This is a genomic window from Maribacter forsetii DSM 18668 (assembly GCF_000744105.1).
Lineage (GTDB): Bacteria > Bacteroidota > Bacteroidia > Flavobacteriales > Flavobacteriaceae > Maribacter > Maribacter forsetii.
The window spans coordinates 1,789,865-1,810,056 of the sequence record NZ_JQLH01000001.1 but is presented as its reverse complement, the minus strand read 5'-3'; the positions used below and the strand labels follow the sequence as shown (position 1 = coordinate 1,810,056).

Genomic DNA, 20,192 nt, shown 5'->3' with positions numbered 1-20,192 from the left:
TAATTTAAGGTTGAATTTAAGATTTTACTATTTTAAGTTTTTGTTCTGAATCTTTTTTTGACTCAACGTTATCTAAGTCACATAAGTCAGAGTTTTTAGATATATATTCAGGAACTATCTCTTTCATTAGTTTCACTGTATTACCACTAAAAAACATGTTGGTAATACAAAGTTCATCAATTTTAGATCTTACCTTCGCATATTCAACGTCGCGCACCTTACTAATTTTAATTTTCTGATGATAGGTTGGTAAGGTATTTTCTCCGTTAGCCAACAATTCTTCATATAATTTCTCACCAGGTCGTAAACCGGTAATCTTAATATCAATATCTTCAGGATAACGTAAACCAGAAAGCTTAATCATATTTTTGGCTAAATCGTATATCTTGACAGACTCGCCCATGTCAAAAATAAATATCTCTCCACCTTCACCCATTGCCCCTGCTTCCAAAACTAATTGAGAAGCTTCTGGTATGGTCATAAAATAACGTGTAATATCTTTATGGGTTAATGTTAAAGGACCTCCCTTTTCTATTTGTTTTCTAAACAAAGGTATTACGGAACCATTTGACCCAAGAACATTACCAAATCGGGTAGTAATAAATTTTGTCTTATTTTCTTTTTGCATGCAACTAATATACATTTCTGCAATTCGTTTAGTTGCTCCCATTACATTTGTTGGGTTTACTGCTTTATCAGTTGATACAAAGACAAATTTCTCAACTCCATGTAATATAGATAAATCTGCTACGTTCTTTGTACCACCAACATTAATTTTTATAGCCTCATAAGAGTTATACCCCATTAAAGGAACATGCTTATATGCTGCGGCATGAAAAACAACATTAGGTCTATGTTCGCTAAATAAAGCGTTCATTCTATTCTTATCCCTAATATCTGTCACAATCGGAATAAAATTATGAAATCCATTTTGTTTTAATTCCTGTTGCAAATCATACAATGCCGATTCTGCAGAATCAATAACAATCAAAGATTTGTAATCATAATTACATATTTGACGAACAATTTCACTACCAATAGATCCAGCACCACCCGTTACCATAACAGTTTTGTTCATTAACTCCATCGCAATTTTACTATTCTTAATAGTTATAGGAGCGCGATCAAGTAAATCTTCAATTTGCACTTGTTTTATTTGTGAAACTTTTAGTTCACCGTTTATCCAATCTTCAATAGGAGGTACAATTTTTACTACGATAGGTAAATCAACAAGACCTTCTACTGTTTTCCTTAATTTAACCGAATCAATATTTTGTATAGAAAAAATAATCTCAGAAATATTATTTTTAACAATAAATGCTTCTGTTAATGTTCTTCTTGCAAAAACAGGAACTCCATTAATATTTTTTCCGATTTTTTTAACGTCTCTATCAATATATCCAATTACTTTATAGCGACTTTTACTGTTATTACCTATAGCACTATGCGTTAGCACACCAGAATCACCTGCTCCGTATATCAATATATTTTTAGTCACCTTTATGGAACTATTCATTTTGTTATAAAAAGATTTAAAAACAAAACGAGAAGCAGCAAGACCAATAAAAGTAATTAAGCTATTAATAATGATGATAGACAATGGAATTGTAAATTGACTTAAAATATCCAATTGCCTGTTAATCATTACAACAAAAATAACGAGTATACTAAAGAAACACACTGCATTAAAAATATTGTACACATCCCTAACACCTGTATGGCGTACTACCCCCTTATAAGACCCTACTATTAAAAAAGCAATTAATGAAGCCGTGGCTACCAGTGGAATTTGAACCAAAAAATTATGAATATCAAAATTTAATGTCAAATTGAATCGAATAAAATATGATAGTATAAACGAGAAAACTACCGTGATTAAATCTATACTCAACACAAGCCACTTTGAGGCATATCGTTGTGCACTATAATTAAGGTATTTCTGTATCATGATAAAACGTTTTTGATAGTTGTTACTACGCGATCTAAATCGTCTTTGGTCAAGTTAGACCCACTAGGTAAACAAAGCCCTCTTTCAAATAATGATTCTGAGGTTCCATCAACAAAATGTTTGGAAGTCCTAAAAATTGGTTGTAAGTGTAATGGTTTCCATAAAGGTCTAGATTCTATATTCTCATCTAATAAAGCCAGCCTAAGCTTTTCTCTTATCTCAAATGACGGCGTTAAGATACAACTTAGCCATCTATTCGAAAAATATCCGTCAGGCTCAATTAAAAATTCAATTTCTTCAAATTGACCTATTTTGTCTTTATAATATTGATGATTGGCTCTACGTGCATTTACACGATCATTTAAAACTTCCATCTGACCACGTCCAATACCGGCCAAAACATTACTCATTCTGTAATTATAACCTATATTAGAATGTTGATAGTGCGGTGCATCGTCCCTAGCTTGGGTTGCCAAAAACACAGCTCTTTCCACAAACTCTTTGTTCTTGGAAACCAAGGCTCCTCCACCTGAAGTTGTAATAATTTTATTCCCGTTAAAAGATAGAATACCTATATCACCAAAAGTACCACAAGGTGTTTCCTTATAGCTGCTTCCCAATGCTTCAGCACTATCCTCAATAATTGGAATTTCAAACTCTTTGGCTATAGTTCCAATCTCAGAAATTTTATAAGGCATTCCATATAAATGAACTGCAATAATGGCTTTTGGTTTTTTTCCTTTAGCAATACCATCCTCTATTGCTTTACGCAATAAAACAGGTGATATGTTCCAAGTATCCAATTCACTATCTACAAAAACGGGAGAAGCTCCTAAATATGTTATTGGATTTGCAGAAGCTGAAAAAGTAAAACTTTGACAGATTACTTCATCTCCATGACCTACCCCCAAAAGTTCCAAACTTAAATGAATAGCCGCCGTGCCTGCACTTAATGCAGCAACATGAACATTATTTCCAAGTTTTTGCTTAATAGATTGCTCAAAAGCATTAACATTGGGTCCCAAAGGTGCGATCCAATTAGTATCAAAGGCTTCATTAACATAGTTTTGCTCTGTCCCTCCCATGTGCGGTGAAGAAAGCCATATTTTAGCAGGTGTTGAAACGGTTTTCAATAGTTGTCAATTTAGGATTACAAATATAAGCTTCAAAATTAACTATACATTTAACCAAATTACCGAATTAACATTATAATTCGTTTAATACATGTAAAATATCGGTTAAAGGAAATGGCATTTACCATTTATCGTACGTACAGGTGTTTGAACCCTGTAAATAACGACTTGGTCTAAAATATATTTCCTAATCGGGCGTTATTTTTTAATCTTTGCATTTTAATCCCATTTAGATATAATGAAAAAAATTACGAAAATATGTTGCATTGGTGCTGGTTACGTAGGCGGTCCTACCATGTCCGTTATAGCAAAACAGTGTCCAGAAATACAAGTAACGGTAGTAGACATCAATCAAGACCGTATTGATCAATGGAATACCGATGATTTGGATAAACTTCCAATTTATGAGCCGGGACTAAAGGAAATTGTTGGTGAAAGACGCGGAAAAAATCTATTTTTCTCTACAGAAGTAGATAAGGCTATAGATGAAGCCCAAATGATATTCATTTCTGTGAACACCCCTACTAAAACATATGGTAAAGGTAAAGGTCAAGCGGCTGATTTAAAATTCATAGAACTTTGCGCAAGAAATATTGCAAAAGTGGCAAAAGACGACAAAATAGTTGTTGAAAAGTCTACACTTCCTGTAAGAACCGCACAAGCAATTCAAAATATTTTAGATAATACCGGTAACTCGGTTAAGTTTGAAATTTTATCCAATCCAGAATTTTTGGCAGAAGGTACCGCCATTGAAGATTTAATACATGCAGATCGTGTATTGATCGGTGGTAATGATACACCCAGTGGACAAGCTGCTAAAGACGCACTTAGTGCTGTTTATGAACATTGGCTTCCAAAAGAACGTATTTTACAAACCAATGTTTGGTCATCTGAATTATCTAAGCTAGTGGCCAATGCATTTTTAGCGCAACGCGTTTCATCTATAAATACAATTTCGGCTCTTTGTGAAAAAACAGATGCTAATATTCAAGAAATATCAAGAGCTATTGGTTTTGATAGCCGTATTGGACCAAAATTTCTAAATGCATCTGTAGGTTTCGGTGGATCTTGTTTTCAAAAAGATATTTTAAATTTAGTTTACATTGCTAGATCATACGGTTTAAGCGAAGTTGCCGATTATTGGGAACAAGTCATTATCGCCAATGACTATCAAAAAAATCGTTTTGCAGAAAATATAATTTCTACGCTGTATAATACCATATCTGGAAAAAAAATCATCATTTACGGGTGGGCATTTAAAAAGGACACCAATGACACCAGGGAGTCCGCCGCCATTGCAGTTGCAGACGCCTTACTAGAAGAGCAGGCTGAAATAATTGTCTATGATCCAAAAGTATCGGAAGAACGTATCTATGCTGATTTAGATTATTTAAACACTAGAGCTCCTGAAGAAAACAGACGATTGTTAAAAGTCACTAAAAACCCTATGGAAGCCACTAAAAATGCTCATGCAATAGCGATTTTAACAGAATGGGATGAGTTTAAAAGTTACGATTGGCAAACTATTTATAACCAGATGCTAAAACCAGCATTTGTATTCGACGGAAGAAGATTACTAGATACAGAGACTATGGAAGCTATTGGCTTTAACTATTACAAAATAGGACAATCATGAAAGTTTTAGTAACTGGCGCTGCTGGTTTTATTGGTTTTTTTGTTTCTAAAAAATTAGCAGAAAAAGGTCATGAGGTCGTAGGTCTAGACAACATAAACGACTATTATGACGTAAATCTTAAATATGCCAGATTAAACGAACTCGGTATCAAAAAAGATGATGCCGAACAGTTTAATGTATTGACCAAAAGCACAACAAGCACCTCCTTTTCATTTATAAGACTTGCACTAGAGGATCGTGAAAATCTACCAAACTTATTTAAAGCACAAAATTTTGATGTAGTCTGTAATTTAGCAGCCCAAGCTGGGGTTCGTTACAGTTTAGAAAACCCAGAAGCTTATGTGGATAGTAATTTAGTAGGTTTTTTAAATATATTGGAATGCTGCCGTAACTATAAGATCAAACATTTAACATATGCCAGTAGTTCTAGCGTATACGGTTTAAATGAGCAAGTCCCCTTTAAAACTTCAGACCAGGTTGACCACCCAGTTAGCTTGTATGCCGCAACTAAAAAAAGTAATGAGCTTATGGCTCACACTTATAGTCATCTTTATAAATTTCAATGTACAGGACTCCGTTTTTTTACAGTTTACGGTCCTTGGGGTCGTCCAGATATGGCCTACTATTCTTTTACCAACAACATTTTAGCCAACAAACCTATAAACGTTTATAATAATGGTAAATTAGCAAGAGACTTTACCTATATTGACGACATTGTTGATGGTATTTCATTAATAATAGAAAAAGGATATATACCCAATTCAAACACCAAAAGTAATGCTTCAGTATATAATATTGGTAGAGGGAAACCAATCAAATTAATGGATTTCATTAAAACTATTGAACTGAACTTAAATAAAAAGGCTGATTTAATTATGATGCCTATGCAAGATGGAGATGTTTTTAAAACTTGGGCAGACACTACCGAGCTTAGTGAAAATTACAATTATTCACCTAAAATAAATTTAGAAGAAGGCGTTGGTAATTTTACGAAATGGTATTTACGGTACCAAAATCAGTAAACATATTACCCCCATATATCTTGAACAATGAACATTAATCTCACTTTATAAAAATGAAAATAGGAATTATAGGGTTAGGGTATGTTGGTCTACCTTTAGCTGTTCTTTTTGCTAAGAAATACAATGTCGTAGGGTTCGATATCAACGAAAAAAGAGTTAGTGAAATAAACCAAGGAAACGACACTACTCTTGAATTAACAGATCTTGATTTAGACAATGTGTTAAACTCAAAATCCGAGAACAAAGACAGTGGTTTATTTTGCACCTCTAATATTGAGGATATAAAAGAATGCGACTATTATATCATTACCGTGCCAACTCCTGTTGATGACACAAAGAGACCTGTTTTCACGCCCCTTATTAAAGCAAGTGAAACAGTAGGAAAAGTTCTTAAGGAAAACGACATAGTCATATATGAATCAACGGTTTATCCAGGTGCAACAGAAGAGATTTGCGTACCTGTTCTAGAAAAAACAAGTGGATTAACATTCAACAAGGATTTCTACGTTGGTTATTCTCCCGAAAGAATAAACCCTGGTGACAAATTACATACCGTAGAGAAAATATTGAAAGTAACGGCTGGCTCTACTCCTGAAGTAGCTAAAAAAGTAGATGATTTATATTCCTCAGTTATTACTGCCGGCACCCATTTAGCACCTACTATTAAGGTAGCGGAAGCTTCAAAAGTAATAGAGAATACCCAAAGGGATATTAACATCGCCTTCATGAATGAATTAGCAAAAATATTCCACTTATTGGATATTGACACTAATGATGTTTTAAAAGCTGCAGGCACCAAATGGAACTTCCTTCCTTTCAAGCCAGGGTTAGTAGGTGGCCATTGTATTGGTGTGGACCCTTATTATTTAGCTCAAAAAGCACAAGAAAATGGATATAACCCAGATTTAATTTTAGCAAGTAGACGCATAAACGATGGTATGGGCGAATATCTAAGTCTACAGATCATTAAATTGATGTTAAAGCATGATTTAAAAGTTAAAGATTCAAAAATTTTGATCATGGGAATAACATTTAAAGAAGACTGTCCAGATATTAGAAATACCAAAGTTGTAGATATGATTAAAAACCTTAATGAATATAAGGTACAAACTACAATATACGACCCTTGGGCCGAGCCATTAGAAGTAAAAAATGAATACGGATTAACAACTACACAAGAAAAACCAACCGACAAATATGATGTTGTTGTTTTATCCGTAGCACATCAAAAATTCCAAACTCTAGATATAAATGATTTATTAAATGAAAATGGAATTATTTACGATGTAAAAGGTGCATTACCCGGCAAGGTGCACGGAAGATTATAACAAATCATTAGATATTATATTAAAAATATGTAAATAAAATTAATTCTATAAAAAAAGTACCTCTGAAAAGCAGAAGATTAATTTTCTAATCATCTGCTTTTCTTGCGTTTGAACTAATTTTTAATTTCGTATTAAAATTACTACATAGCTTTACGTAAAACTTAAATATATACTTAAGAAATATCATCGTTACTTTACTAAAATAAACCGTAGCTTATTTAATTTGTATTTATTAAACCCAATTCAATGAACAATACTAAATCATCCGAAGCATTGACATTAAGTCCTTCTGAATCAGCAAAGAATATTCAAGCATTGGCAATATCACATAGGGAAGAAACAGAATCTGCAAGAAAACTGGCTCCACCCATTGTTGAAACTCTCAAAGACAACCAGCTTTTTAAATTAGCACTTCCAAAGTATTTGGGTGGCTGGGAAGACAATCCAGTAGAAACCTTAAAAGTTTACGAAACCTTGGCTAGTGCTGAAACCTCTGTGGCTTGGATTGTATGGAACAACCATTTAGCTTGTACCTTTGGGAGGTTCTTAAGTAAAGATAGTTTAAATGAAATCTACAAAAACCCAAATGACGTATATGCTAACTCCACTAGACCAGAAGGAGTTGCTAAAATAGTTGAAAACGGATATATGGTATCTGGCAGATGGAGTCTAGTTTCTGGGTGTGAACTTGCAGATTGGTTCGTTTTACGTTGTTTAGTTACTGGTGGGGATCTTCCTACAAAATTAGGGCCGGGAGCCAAACTAAAATTAATGTACGTTCCTAAGGAGAAAGTAAAAGTAATAGACACTTGGAACGTTGGCGGATTAAGAGGCACAGGAAGCCATGATATAGAAATAGCCGAAACTTTTGTAAAAGACAGTTTTGCCGTTGATTTTGAGAGCAATGTAGAAAATAACTCTGCATATAACAGACTACCTATAGGCGCAATAAATGCTTCTGGTTGTGCTGCTATGACCTTAGGTTTACTTGGTGGTGCTATAGATGAGTTAACCAACATGTGTATGGAAAGAATAACTCCAGGCAAAAACCCAGACTTACGTGATAGACTTACAGTACAAACTACATTAGCTAAGGCTAAAACCATTTTAAATGCCCATAGAACACAATTACATAACTCGGTAAATATGTTATGGGAAGAATCGGAAAAAGAAAACACCTTTACAGATATTCAATTAGCAGATGTTTGGGCAGCTTCCTGCGAAGCTGCAACTTCTGCAAGATCTATGATTTCTGAAATTTATGCCGTAGCCGGCACATCTTCTTTATATTCCAGATTTAGAATAGAAAGAATTCATAGAGATGTACATGCAGTGCTTCAACACGGTATCATTCAACCACATTGGATGAATCAAGCCGGTATGGCTTATGTTGGTTTAAAACCTACAGCAGCAATGTTTAGAATTTAAACCGTAAAAACAATTTTTAAATAAAATATCTGTGATTTTAAGGGGCATCGTATTAAAATAGAAACCTTATAATCTTATTAATTCAAAATACACAGCTAATGATAGAGACAATTGAACTTAAAAAAGAATGGGTTGAACAATTGGCTAAGATTGAAAATACTGATTTTTACTTTACCTATGATTATCATCATTTATCTAAAAACGAAGATGAACAGCCGGTTCTGTTAAAATATACTCACAAAGACCAAAGTATCTTATTACCTCTACTTCTAAGAAATATTCCAGGCACAACATATAAGGACGCAATTTCTGTTTATGGTTATGCCGGCCTCTTAACTAATAGCAAAAATTCAGATTTTAATGTATCAGAATTTCAAAAGAGTCTTAAAGCTTATTTTGTTGAGCAAAATATAGTATCGGTATTTTCCAGGTTACATCCATTTATGGATACACAAGAAGATTTACTTAAAGGATTAGGAGAAATTACAGAACAAGGTATGGTAGTTTATGTAGACCTTACATTACCTATAGATGTTCAAAGAGCTAATTTCAATAGAAGATTAAAGACTTATTTAAATAAAGCAAGAAAAGTTTGTACCGTTATTGAAGGTAATCATAATGAAGATTTAAAAAAGTTTATTGAACTATATCATGAAAACATGCGTAGAGTAGACGCTACCGATAGTTATTTTTTTAACGAAGCATACTTTGAGCGCATAATGGCTAGCAAGGACTACACCCCTCAATTAATAATCTGTAAGGACAATGAAACTCAAAAAACTATAGGTGGAGCAATTTTCATAAAAAAAGACAATATAGTTCAATATCATTTATCTGGCTTAGATGCCGACTTTTTTGACTTAAATCCCATAAAACTAATTATAGATGAAATGCGTTTAAAATCAGTTGAAGAAGGGTATTCTTATCTAAACCTAGGTGGCGGTAGAGGTGGCAGCAATGAAGATTCCTTATTTCGCTTTAAAAGTGGATTTTCTAAAGATTTTAAAAATTTTAGATTGTGGAAGTTTGTCGTAAACCAAAATATTTATGATAAATTGACAAATAACCACTTAGCCAAATATCCAGAAATTAATAAAGAACAGGTAAGCTTCTTTCCAAAATATAGAGCACCAGCTCCAACAAGCCTAAATAATGTGGTAGCCTAATTTTTTCGAATTATTCTAAAAGGTGCTGTTTATATTTATAAAACAGCACCTTTTATATTTCTATTATTTAATGAAATTTTCTTGAACTTAGGGCGTTAATGGTTGTAAGTTTTTAACTATTAATACATTAGAAACAAACGACCTTGAACTTAAAGAAAATGAAAATAACATTCAAAACACTTCTATGTCTTACGGGATGAAGTAAGGTATAAAACCTATAAATGTTAAAAAAAAGTGTTTTTTATCGAATAAAAATTTTTTTTTAATCCAAAAGATATACTACATCCGTATAATTGAATAATAAAACATGTATTTCAACGAAAAAAACTGTTATTTCATCGTTACTCTAAAAAAAAGAAATATTTTTAAACTCCTAAATCTTAAGAAATTAAACACATTTAACCCATTATGCGAAACCTACACATCCCTGCACGCATGACATCCCTACTATGTCTTGTATTCATTTTTCACTCTTGTAGTAAAGATGCCGATTTATTATCTGAGTATGTTGTCAACAAAGAGACAAGTCTCGATATTGAAACTCTTGTTGTTAATGATGTTTTTTATATAACAGACTCCAATAGCACAATTTTAGATGTATTAAATAACGACAATTTTGTAAATATTGAAAATGTCACCATTACCAATGTTTCCAGTGCAAAACTTGGAGAAGTTATCATTAATGATGACAACACGCTTACTTATACGCCAACTGCAGAAACAGAGCCAGAATCAACTACAGAAACAGCACATACTGGAGATCCAGAACAAACAGGAGAACCGGAACAACCTGGAGAACCAGAACAAACCGGGGAACCTGAACAAACCTCAGAGCCAGAACAAACACAGGAAGTGGAAGAAGAAGAATTTGAAGATTCTTTTACCTACACCGCAGAAGAAGTTAATGAAGATGGATCAGTTACCCAACAAGATGGTACAGTTACTCTCACTAATAATGAAAATTCAGAAGAAGAACAGCGTAACACTCCATATATAATTAGTGAAAGAGTTCTACAGTGGAAAAATAAATTTGATGCTGAATGGGTAGATATAGATGAACAAATAGATTCTGAAGATGCTTTGAGAAGAGCTCAAAGTAAAAATGTTAATCAAGAATATTATTATTTAGGATATTATATTGAAGGACTTGTAAAAATGTGGCAAGCTACTGGTGATAACAGCTATTTAGACGAAGCCTTAAATCTAATTAATATTACTGTTGATGATGCCGTTAACGTTGGAAATGGATATTTAGGATGGCCAAACAATGATAATGAAGGTCACGCTCTATGGGATAGTTTTTATTGGAGACATGTTTCATCACTTTTAAGAATTATGTACCAATCCCCTAATCTAAGAGCTACAGATAACTATCAAAATCAATTTGATACACTCCTGGCTTTTTCCGAAGAACATATCTGGAATCGTTATGAGTCTTTGGGATTGAGTAAATTCTATAGAGTAAATACTCACATGACTTCTCATTGGGCAAGAATAGGCATGGAATTATATATTATTACTGGTAAAGACAAATACAATACTGTATATGAAAACGTATCTTTTGGCACCATGATAGGTCGACCATCTAATTTAAAAAATCAATTTAAACCTAATAATAATGTCCCTAGCGCCTATACATGGAGCCAACGTTGGGATATTGACCAAATACAGGACACTAGTCATGCCAGTGCTATTGTAAGTTTTATTGTTACTGCATATGAAAATAATATGTATTGGTCCGAAGAAGATATCTCAGCACTATTATCTACAGTAAATAACGTAGTTTGGAAAGAAGAATTTGGTCAACAATTTACATATAATGTAGATGGAACAGGGGGTTACGATTTACCAGGAAGACTTCATGGTTGGTTAAACTTGGGTAAATACGATGAAGGTTTACAACAAAGAATTAAAAATGATTATATTGGTAAAAACCTTACGTTTTACGGTATACAACCATTAGGAATTGCTGCATTAAATGCCAAGATACTTGAAGATGGCTATCCAGTCTATCCCGAAGAATATTAAAAAATAAATAAGATAAAAAGCCCTTCTAGAAGGGCTTTTTTATGAATAAAAATTAGATTACAATTACACATCGTAGATAAATACAAAGACAACGAATATTCTTCATTTAAAAAGCAAGAACTACCTATTTTTGCAAATTCCGTATATAACAAAAATATATTCTGTTGAATAAAAGCTTACACCAAGAAATAAACATTGACAACTTAGCGCTAATAAGGGTTTTTGCCCTAGTACTAGTAGTTCTTAGGCATTCTTTTGCCCCATTTATGGGTTTATGGAATTTACCTGACATTTATCCAAATAGTGAAATTACACAAATTATTGGCAAATACATATCTACAATATCAATGCCCTTATATGTTTTCATATCCGGGGTACTGTTTAGCTTCTTAAGAAATAAACTACACAAATATGAAACATTTCAAATCTTAATTAAGAAAAAAACAAAAAGGCTAGTGATACCTTATTTGTTTTTTGCTCCAATCTATATTTACCTTTTTATTCCTTTTAAAACTACAAATGAATTTTTATTCTCATTTTTTCAAGGTGCTGGTCATCTTTGGTTTCTACTAATGATATTTATAGTTTTTATCATATTTTATTTGTTAGAAAATATTTTTAAGAAGTATCCTATAAAAAGTTTTCTAATAATAACTGCTTGTTTTTTCCTTTTTCCTGGCCTATACTATTTACAGTTAGATCCATTAGCTAAGGCCTTTCAGTATATGCCCTATTTTTATTTCGGATATTTCTTTTATTACAATAGTGCAACTATTTTTAATTATCTTAAAAATAAAACACCTATTCTTATCTTAATACATTCTCTAGTTTTTTTATTATCTGTTTGGTTCCCTTCACAGCTGTCTTCAGCTTTATACAAAGCACTATTTAAAGGTTATATTATATTGCCTATGGGTTTACTTTCTGTTTCATTTATATTTATAATCTTTTACAATATAAGTATAGCTAGATATAACTGGCTCAACATTACTATTACTAATATCAATAAAACAAGTTATTATATTTATATACTACATCAACCTTTATTAATTTATTTATATCAAGAAGGTTATTTAAAATATTGGTCTCCTATTGCAATAATAATAACATCTTTTACCGTTGTATTTTTGATATCCTTAATTTTATCAAACTTTATAATGAAATTAAAATTGGGTAGAAAATTAATAGGAGCAGCATAATTAACTAGTATGAAAAAAGTTAAACAACCAAAATTAGTTCTAGGAGTTTTTATAATTTTAGTAATTGTATTTTTAAATGCATTAGGTCCCTATTTTCAACAACAGCAAATAGCTACATTAGGTTTGTTACCCATGCTAGCTGGTGTCGCATTTTTATACGATGCAAAAAAATTTCATTCCAACAAAAAAGAATTCTTCATATTCTTATTTTTATTTTTTCTTAGTTTAATAACTGTTTATTATTATAAAGGTTATGACGAATATATTACGAGCTTAAGTTTGTTATTTGGAGCCGTTATTGCAGGATATACAGCAATCGGTCTAAATAAAAAGACTGATTTTAGTCATTTTTTCCATATTGGATATATACTCTCTATTATTTTTCTTTTTTTTATAATGATAATCAAGGGAAACATTAGCTCTAACTTTGCCTCTGCTATCGCCTATCGTGACAGATTTATGTTAAATGCTAATGCATATTCTTATTTCTGTGTATTTGCCAATTTCTCCTTATTTCATTTATACTTAAAAAACAAAAACAAACTTTTACTTGGCATGTTAATTATACTGCCGCTACTTTTTTTAGTTATAGCATTTACTACACAATCTAGAGCTGGTCTGCTTTTAATAACAATTATAAACATCTGCTTTTGGCTGTTTGTAAATAAACCAAATAATCCTAGTAAGTTAACGAAACTAATTAGGAAGCTAACTATTGCCTCGGTCATGGTTTTATTAACATTTCAATTCATAAAGGTTTATGAAGGATCAAGAATTCAAAATAGAGTTGCTAAAAAAGAGAATACACAAGATTCAAGAGAATTATTAATAGAAGAAGGTATTGAGGTATTTAAACAATACCCGATATTGGGTGTTGGTTTGGGGCAATTCCCATTATATAGTAAATATGGTTTATTTACGCATAATTCCTATACCGAAATTTTAGCGGAACAAGGAATTATAGGTGGAATGTTACTTATAATGCTATTTTTAATACCTCTTTTCAAGAGTTATAAAAATTACAAGCAAGACAAGAATAATGAATATTATAAATTCTATTTATTATTTTTTACAATATTTTTAATCTATAACAACTTTTACGTTTTTTATAAATTCCCCTTTTCTATGATGTATTTCTTTTTAATGGTAACATTACAAAAAAATGACAGTCCAAAGAAAATACAAGAATAACAACTCTTAATTTCCAAACAACTTAATTAAACCATTGTGTCTTTAAAACAAAAAGCAATAAAGGGCTTTAGCTGGACTATTTTTGAAGGAATTTTTAGTCAAGGTGCTATATTCATTGTTGGTATAATACTCGCACGATTATTAACGCCAGAAGACTTTGGGGTTGTTGGTATTATCACAGCAATAATAACAGTAACCAATTCTGTTGTAGAAGCCGGCTTTGGCAGTGCTTTAATTCGTAAAGTTGATGCAAATGAAAAGGATTACAATACTGTATTTTACACCAATCTAATATCTGCAATATGTCTTTATTTGTTATTGTGGGTCTTAGCCCCTGTTATTGCAGATTTTTTTGAAACCGAAATACTTATAAACCTAATAAAAGTCTCGGGCTTAATTTTAGTCGTGAACGGTATCGTTATCATACAAAGAACCTTATTAACAAAACAACTAGATTTTAAAAAACTCGGTATTTTTGCTGTAATTTCTTCCTTGTTAGCAGGAGGGGCTGCAATATACCTAGCATACCAAAATTATGGCGTTTGGAGTTTAATTGCATTTTCAGTTTTAAGACCTTTATTAAACAGCATTATGCTATGGTTGAGTTCTAATTGGAAACCTAAGCTTCAATTTTCAAAAAACAGCTTTACAGAATTATTCAATTTCGGGTACAAGCTACTCATAACCAACCTAGTCAACACCGTATATAAAAATATTTATTATTTTGTTATTGGTAAACATTTTACACCATCGGCTCTAGGCTTTTACACAAGGGCTGATCAATTTCAAACACCTTTTTCTACTAATATAACATTTGCCATAAGACGAATAAGTTTCCCTATTTTATCTAATTTTCAAAATGACAAGCAAAATTTAAAAATTAAATTTATACAGTTTATTCGTTATAGCATGTTTTTAAATTTCACTATAATGCTTGTAATTGCTGCAGTTGCAAAGCCATTAGTACTTATTACTATTGGTGAAAAATGGGAAACATCAATTATCTATTTACAATTATTATGTATACCAGGTATGTTATATCCTTTACAAATATTGCATTTAAATCTTTTATTAATTAAAGGGTATTCAAACTTAAATCTTAGGTTAGAAATTATAAAAAAAATTATACTTATACCTATAATCTTTATCACTGTAAATTATGGCATCGTATATATGATATATGGGCTTATATTATTCTCCATAATAGAATATTTTATTAATAGTTTTTATACCAAAAAAATTATAAGCTACACATTAAAAGACCAGTTTAAAGACTTTCTACCATTCTTTATACTATCATTTATTCCTTTTATTGCTATGATATCCGTAACGTTTACAGATTTAAATGTATTTATTATGCTACCCACGCAACTTATTACAGGCATTGTCGTTTTTATTTTAATGAATGAAATTTTACAACAAAAAGAATATAAAATGGCGAAAGAGAAATTAATGTCATTATTAAAAAAACGCATTAATGAAAAGTAAGTTAAAAATAGCTTTTCTCTTAAGTATTATAACGGAAAGAGGTGGTATTGGTAGAGTTACTTCTATAATCTCAAATGAATTAAATAATCATCCAGATTTTGATATTCATATCATAAGCTATGCAAGAAAAAAAGAAAATTCTTATGATTGGAATAACAAATTACCTTACCATTATTTATTAGAAGAACAAATACCTATGAAAAAGGGTATTATAACCGCATCTAAAAAATTAAAAAATATTTTATCGACTAATAATATTGATATTTTAATTTCAAGCGGTGCAATTGTAGGTCCATTAGGTGTCTTAGGCACAGTTTTCAATAAGACAAAGCTTATTTACTGGTCACATTCTAGTTTTAAAGGAACTTCTAAAAAGCAATTTCGAATGTTCAATGAACATTTTACGGCACTTTTCGCAAAATGTATAGTAAGCCTTACTAAAACGGATGAAGTCAATTATGCAAAGGAGACAAGGGCAAAAAAAGTTGTGCAAATCTACAACCCAATTGACAGTAAATTAGAGAACAATGATAAAGAATACAGCAGCACATCTAAAAAAATAGTAAGTGTAGGTAGACTTACTGCTCAGAAAAATTTTGAAACTTTAATTGATGTTGCCGCAATTGTACTTTCTGAACATAAAGATTTCACTTGGGACATATATGGTTCTGGAGAAGAAGAAGACTTACTTCAAAAAAAGATAAAGACCAATAATTTAATTGGTAAAGTGAATTTAATGGGGCAAAGTAGTAATCTTTATGAATTATATAATGAATATGCTTTGATGGTTATGACATCTAAATATGAAGGTTTCCCTATGAGTCTAATTGAAGGTTTGGCAAGCAACCTACCTTTAGTAAGTTTTGACATACCAACTGGACCTAATGAAATAATTCATGAAGGTACAAATGGCTTTTTAATTGAACCATTTGATGTAGCTGATATGGCCAAGAAAATCTCAATTTTGATTAATGATGAAGATTTAAGAATTTCTTTTTCTAAGAAAAACCCTAAATTAATTAATGAATTTAATTTATCTACCATTACCAAGAAATGGATTACTTTATTGAACAAATTATAATTTTTTTTTATCATGATTTAAACTGAAATTCAACCAAAAAAATCTAGTACAACCCGAAATCTAAAGTTAAAATAAATGAGAATCACCAAATTAGATGGTTTAAGAGGTGTCTTTAGCATAATGATTGTTTTTTTTCATTATAGAGAAGCATTTCTTCCTGAGTATTTACATCAATTTTTCTTCATTAGAGAAGCATATACTTTTGTAGATTTTTTCTTCGTATTATCTGGTTATGTTATTGCTTATAATTATCACTCATTAGCCACATGGGATGAATTTAAGCTTTATCTTAAAAAGCGATTCATACGTCTTTTTCCTTTATTATTTTTTACAGCCACACTAGCTTTAGGATTAGACATTATAGGCAATTATTTCTTTCCATCAATGGTTGACAATGTAGATACCCTACCGGTATTATTATTGAGATATATGGATACCCTTTGCTTCACTAACTCAAGCCCAATATTAGGTTCTACATCTGGCATGAATGGTGTTTCATGGTCTATTTCTTCTGAAATGATTTCATATATTGTTTTTGGCTTAATATCAATTATAGCTATAAAGAAAAATAACAGAGGCTTGTTGTTAGGTATTGTCATCATCACTTCTATTCTATTTGCTGTATACAATGGCAGCTATATAAATACCGGAGATTATGGATTTATTAGAGGACTAATATCATTTAACTTAGGTTACTTCGTTTGGAAAATTTCACGTTTAAATTTTAATGTACCAAATATTTTTGAATATCTTATTCCTATATTATTATTGGTTATATTTTACGTCTTAAATAAATTAATATTTGGTTTTCAAAAAGAGATGCTTATTCTGGCAATAGTACCTATATTTTTCGCTAGTGCTATACTTGTATTATTAAAAACAAATGGTTTATTAAGTAAAATTTTAAGTTCAAAACCACTTGTTTTTCTAGGTGACATTTCATATTCAATATACCTTAATCATTTCCTTTTAGTACTTATATTACCTAGACTTTTCTTTGGAATGTTTAAACTTCCTCAAAATAATTTTACCCAATTAGGTTTATTCATTTTAATAATAGCTTTCGTCATCATTTTCAGTAATCTAACCTATAAGTATATTGAAAAAAAAGGTAGTAGGTTATTACGTGACATTATTTTAAAGTAAAAATAGAAACCTTAATTATACAAAACAGTATTAAGTTAATAATTTACAATGAACATTCTACACATTTGTAATGATTATTTCGGAAGTAAGGTTCATAGAAATCTTTATAAATCTCTGGATGAATTAGGAGTTAATCAAACAATCTATTGTCCTGTTCGACAAGCCACATTAGTTAAACCTAATTTAGTAGAGTATAATTACACAAAGGTTATAATTTCTGAATCGATGAATAATTTTCATCGTATTTTATTCAATAAAAAAATTAAATTTTTATATCAAGATTTAACTAGTAAAATAAATTTAACTAACATAAGCTTGACCCACGCAACTAATCTTTTTAGTGATGGAGCAATTGCTTACCGTATATTTAAAGAGAAAAATATTCCCTATATCATAGCTGTTCGTTCTACAGACATTGAAGTTTTTTTAACTTATAGACCTGATTTAATACAATTAGCATGGAATATTTTAAAAAATGCAAGAAAAATTATTTTTATTAGTGAAGCTCTAAAAATGAATTTTCTAAATCACTATTTAATTGCCAAAAAATCTTCTTACTTTAAAAATAACTGCCATGTACAATTTAATGGCATTGATAATTTTTGGCTTAATAATATTCAACCACAAAGAAAAATAGAACCTACACAAATTCTTTACGTAGGGAGATTACTAAAACGAAAAAATGTAATAGCTGTAGCAAATACAGTGATTAAGCTAAATATTTCTGGAGTTAATTGCAAGTTCAATATTGTTGGTGAAGGTGGAGGTGATGAAAAGAAACTTATAGAACTAACTTCAAAACACCCAGAATATATTAACTATATTGGCGCAATAAAAGATAAAGAAAAACTTAAATCAATTTATAACGAAAATCAAATATTTACCATGCCTTCTAAGGGTGAAACGTTTGGGTTGGTTTATATTGAAGCTTTAAGTCAAGGCTTGCCAGTTTTGTTCTCTAAAAATGATGGAATATACGGTGTATTCCAGGAAAATATTGGAGAATACTGTAACCCAGATAATCATAATGACATTTACCAAGCTCTTCAAAGCTTAATTATAAACTACCAAACTTATGAAATTGATAAAATAGATTTTAAACAATTTCAATGGAAAAACATTGCTTTTAATTATAAAAATATTTACGAAGCATTAAAAGCTTAAATTATTAATTTATGAACATTCTATACCTACATCAATACTTCACAACACCTGATCAACCTGGTGGTACCCGATCTTATTGGAACAGCTTAGAACTTCTTAAAAATGGTCATAAGGTTACTGTTATATCATTAGGTAAAGAAAACAAAAAAAGGTTTGAGCGTAAAACAGTAGATGGCATAGACGTCATCTATGTTAGAGTACCATATTCACAAACCATGAGTATTGCGTCGCGTTTAAAATCTTTTTTACACTTTATGTTTTTTTCTACCTATTTGGCACTAAAAGAAAAAAATATAGATTTTGTCATAGCCACCTCTACTCCATTAACAATTGGTTTTCCTGCATTGGTTTTGAAAAAACTAAAAAAAATTCCTTATCTATTCGAAGTAAGAGATTTATGGCCAGAGGTACCCATTCAAATGGGTGGACTAAACAATAAAACAGCCATTAAGCTTGCTAAATGGTTCGAACGCAGCATTTACAAAAATGCTTCTCACGTTATTGCCTTATCACCAGGTATGCAAGAAGGTGTTTTAAAAGAAGGCACTCCTAATAGCAAAGTTAGTATGATACCTAACATGGCTAAAATTGATGCTTTTTGGGCTAGAGAACCGAATATGGCTCTTATGCAAGAACTAAACCTAGATAAAAATACTTTTAAAATAATTTATTTTGGTGCCTTTGGTCAAGCCAATGCTATAGAATACATTTTAGAAACAGCTCTTCTTTTAAAAGAAAATAAAACAATTGAGTTTTTATTTATAGGTAGTGGTCCTGGTAAAGAATTAATTGAAAATTACAATGTTAAAGATGGTTGTAACAATGTAACGTACTTAGGCTTTTTTAATATGGAGAAAACCTCTGAAATCGTTAATTTCTGTGATATCTCATTAGTTACATTTAGTAACCTACCTATTTTAGCAACCAACTCGCCTAACAAACTATTTGATTCTTTATCAGCCGAAAAACCAATTATTGTGAATTCTGCTGGTTGGACAAAAGACTTAGTAGAAAATCACAATTGCGGCATTTTTGTTGACCCAGAATCTCCTCAAGATTTTGCCAATAAAATCATTACCCTTAAAAATGACCCGGATAAACTAACTCTAATGGGTAAGAATTCTAGAAAATTAGCGGAAACAGTATATGACAAATCGTTACTATGCGAGCAATTTGCAACTGTCGTTAATAATATTAAAATTTAAGTTTTTACTCCATATTTTATTACAAAATA

General features: G+C 31.0%; 15 protein-coding genes. 13 read left to right on the top strand and 2 right to left on the bottom strand.

What is annotated here, in order from left to right; translation table 11 throughout:
* Positions 1-16: 16 nt before the first annotated feature.
* Together P177_RS07600 and P177_RS07595 are read right to left on the bottom strand one after the other, a co-directional pair.
* Positions 17-1,948, bottom strand: a complete 1,932-nt coding sequence (locus tag P177_RS07600) for a polysaccharide biosynthesis protein (RefSeq protein WP_036153554.1) — start codon at positions 1,946-1,948, stop codon at positions 17-19.
* On the bottom strand, positions 1,945-3,033 hold the full coding sequence (locus tag P177_RS07595; protein ID WP_036153552.1) for a DegT/DnrJ/EryC1/StrS family aminotransferase: 1,089 nt from the start codon (positions 3,031-3,033) through the stop codon (positions 1,945-1,947). The genes P177_RS07600 and P177_RS07595 overlap by 4 nt, the downstream gene beginning before the upstream one ends.
* A 286-nt stretch (positions 3,034-3,319) precedes the next feature.
* Between P177_RS07595 and P177_RS07590 the strand changes: the two genes are divergently transcribed.
* The 13 genes from P177_RS07590 (at position 3,320) to P177_RS07530 (ending at position 20,163) form a co-directional block, all read left to right on the top strand.
* Positions 3,320-4,717: a nucleotide sugar dehydrogenase gene (locus tag P177_RS07590; RefSeq protein WP_036153550.1), complete on the top strand. Its 1,398-nt coding sequence runs from the start codon at positions 3,320-3,322 to the stop codon at positions 4,715-4,717.
* A complete protein-coding gene (locus P177_RS07585; RefSeq protein ID WP_036153548.1) occupies positions 4,714-5,739 on the top strand; it encodes an NAD-dependent epimerase/dehydratase family protein in 1,026 nt (341 codons plus the stop codon). Before P177_RS07590 ends, P177_RS07585 begins: the two co-directional genes overlap by 4 nt.
* Positions 5,740-5,792: 53 nt before the next feature.
* A complete protein-coding gene (locus tag P177_RS07580) occupies positions 5,793-7,067 on the top strand; it encodes a nucleotide sugar dehydrogenase (RefSeq protein WP_036153547.1) in 1,275 nt (424 codons plus the stop codon).
* Between the two features lie 246 nt (positions 7,068-7,313).
* A complete protein-coding gene (locus P177_RS07575) occupies positions 7,314-8,495 on the top strand; it encodes an acyl-CoA dehydrogenase family protein (RefSeq protein ID WP_036153546.1) in 1,182 nt (393 codons plus the stop codon).
* Between the two features lie 98 nt (positions 8,496-8,593).
* Positions 8,594-9,661 (top strand): peptidoglycan bridge formation glycyltransferase FemA/FemB family protein, encoded by a 1,068-nt coding sequence (locus tag P177_RS07570; protein WP_051941752.1) that lies wholly within the window; start codon positions 8,594-8,596, stop codon positions 9,659-9,661.
* Between the two features lie 408 nt (positions 9,662-10,069).
* Positions 10,070-11,689 (top strand): Ig-like domain-containing protein, encoded by a 1,620-nt coding sequence (locus P177_RS07565; RefSeq protein WP_157486487.1) that lies wholly within the window; start codon positions 10,070-10,072, stop codon positions 11,687-11,689.
* A gap of 164 nt (positions 11,690-11,853) precedes the next feature.
* Positions 11,854-12,888 carry an acyltransferase family protein gene (locus P177_RS07560; protein ID WP_036153544.1) on the top strand — a complete coding sequence of 345 codons (1,035 nt, stop codon included), beginning with the start codon at positions 11,854-11,856 and terminating at the stop codon, positions 12,886-12,888.
* 9 nt (positions 12,889-12,897) lie between these two features.
* The gene (locus P177_RS07555; protein ID WP_036153543.1) at positions 12,898-14,079 is read left to right on the top strand and encodes an O-antigen ligase family protein; all 1,182 of its coding nucleotides are present in this window, start codon (positions 12,898-12,900) and stop codon (positions 14,077-14,079) included.
* Positions 14,080-14,115: 36 nt separating this feature from the next.
* A complete protein-coding gene (locus tag P177_RS07550) occupies positions 14,116-15,567 on the top strand; it encodes a lipopolysaccharide biosynthesis protein (protein ID WP_036153542.1) in 1,452 nt (483 codons plus the stop codon).
* Entirely contained in the window at positions 15,557-16,648 is a 1,092-nt protein-coding gene (locus P177_RS07545; RefSeq protein WP_036153541.1) for a glycosyltransferase family 4 protein, read from the top strand. Before P177_RS07550 ends, P177_RS07545 begins: the two co-directional genes overlap by 11 nt.
* A 75-nt stretch (positions 16,649-16,723) precedes the next feature.
* Positions 16,724-17,794, top strand: coding sequence for an acyltransferase family protein (locus tag P177_RS07540; protein ID WP_036153540.1), 1,071 nt, complete (start codon positions 16,724-16,726; stop codon positions 17,792-17,794).
* 48 nt (positions 17,795-17,842) lie between these two features.
* Positions 17,843-18,958, top strand: a complete 1,116-nt coding sequence (locus P177_RS07535; RefSeq protein ID WP_036153538.1) for a glycosyltransferase family 4 protein — start codon at positions 17,843-17,845, stop codon at positions 18,956-18,958.
* 11 nt (positions 18,959-18,969) lie between these two features.
* Entirely contained in the window at positions 18,970-20,163 is a 1,194-nt protein-coding gene (locus P177_RS07530) for a glycosyltransferase family 4 protein (RefSeq protein ID WP_036153536.1), read from the top strand.
* Positions 20,164-20,192: the final 29 nt, after the last annotated feature.

Excerpts from the sequence above, each read along its gene's own strand:
- P177_RS07600 (WP_036153554.1), bottom strand. The coding sequence starts at position 1,948 with ATGATACAGAAATACCTTAATTATAGTGCACAACGATATGCCTCAAAG.
- P177_RS07595 (WP_036153552.1), bottom strand. The coding sequence starts at position 3,033 with ATGGGAGGGACAGAGCAAAACTATGTTAATGAAGCCTTTGATACTAAT.
- P177_RS07590 (WP_036153550.1), top strand. The coding sequence starts at position 3,320 with ATGAAAAAAATTACGAAAATATGTTGCATTGGTGCTGGTTACGTAGGC.
- P177_RS07585 (WP_036153548.1), top strand. The coding sequence starts at position 4,714 with ATGAAAGTTTTAGTAACTGGCGCTGCTGGTTTTATTGGTTTTTTTGTT.
- P177_RS07580 (WP_036153547.1), top strand. The coding sequence starts at position 5,793 with ATGAAAATAGGAATTATAGGGTTAGGGTATGTTGGTCTACCTTTAGCT.
- P177_RS07575 (WP_036153546.1), top strand. The coding sequence starts at position 7,314 with ATGAACAATACTAAATCATCCGAAGCATTGACATTAAGTCCTTCTGAA.
- P177_RS07570 (WP_051941752.1), top strand. The coding sequence starts at position 8,594 with ATGATAGAGACAATTGAACTTAAAAAAGAATGGGTTGAACAATTGGCT.
- P177_RS07565 (WP_157486487.1), top strand. The coding sequence starts at position 10,070 with ATGCGAAACCTACACATCCCTGCACGCATGACATCCCTACTATGTCTT.
- P177_RS07555 (WP_036153543.1), top strand. The coding sequence starts at position 12,898 with ATGAAAAAAGTTAAACAACCAAAATTAGTTCTAGGAGTTTTTATAATT.
- P177_RS07545 (WP_036153541.1), top strand. The coding sequence starts at position 15,557 with ATGAAAAGTAAGTTAAAAATAGCTTTTCTCTTAAGTATTATAACGGAA.
- P177_RS07540 (WP_036153540.1), top strand. The coding sequence starts at position 16,724 with ATGAGAATCACCAAATTAGATGGTTTAAGAGGTGTCTTTAGCATAATG.
- P177_RS07535 (WP_036153538.1), top strand. The coding sequence starts at position 17,843 with ATGAACATTCTACACATTTGTAATGATTATTTCGGAAGTAAGGTTCAT.
- P177_RS07530 (WP_036153536.1), top strand. The coding sequence starts at position 18,970 with ATGAACATTCTATACCTACATCAATACTTCACAACACCTGATCAACCT.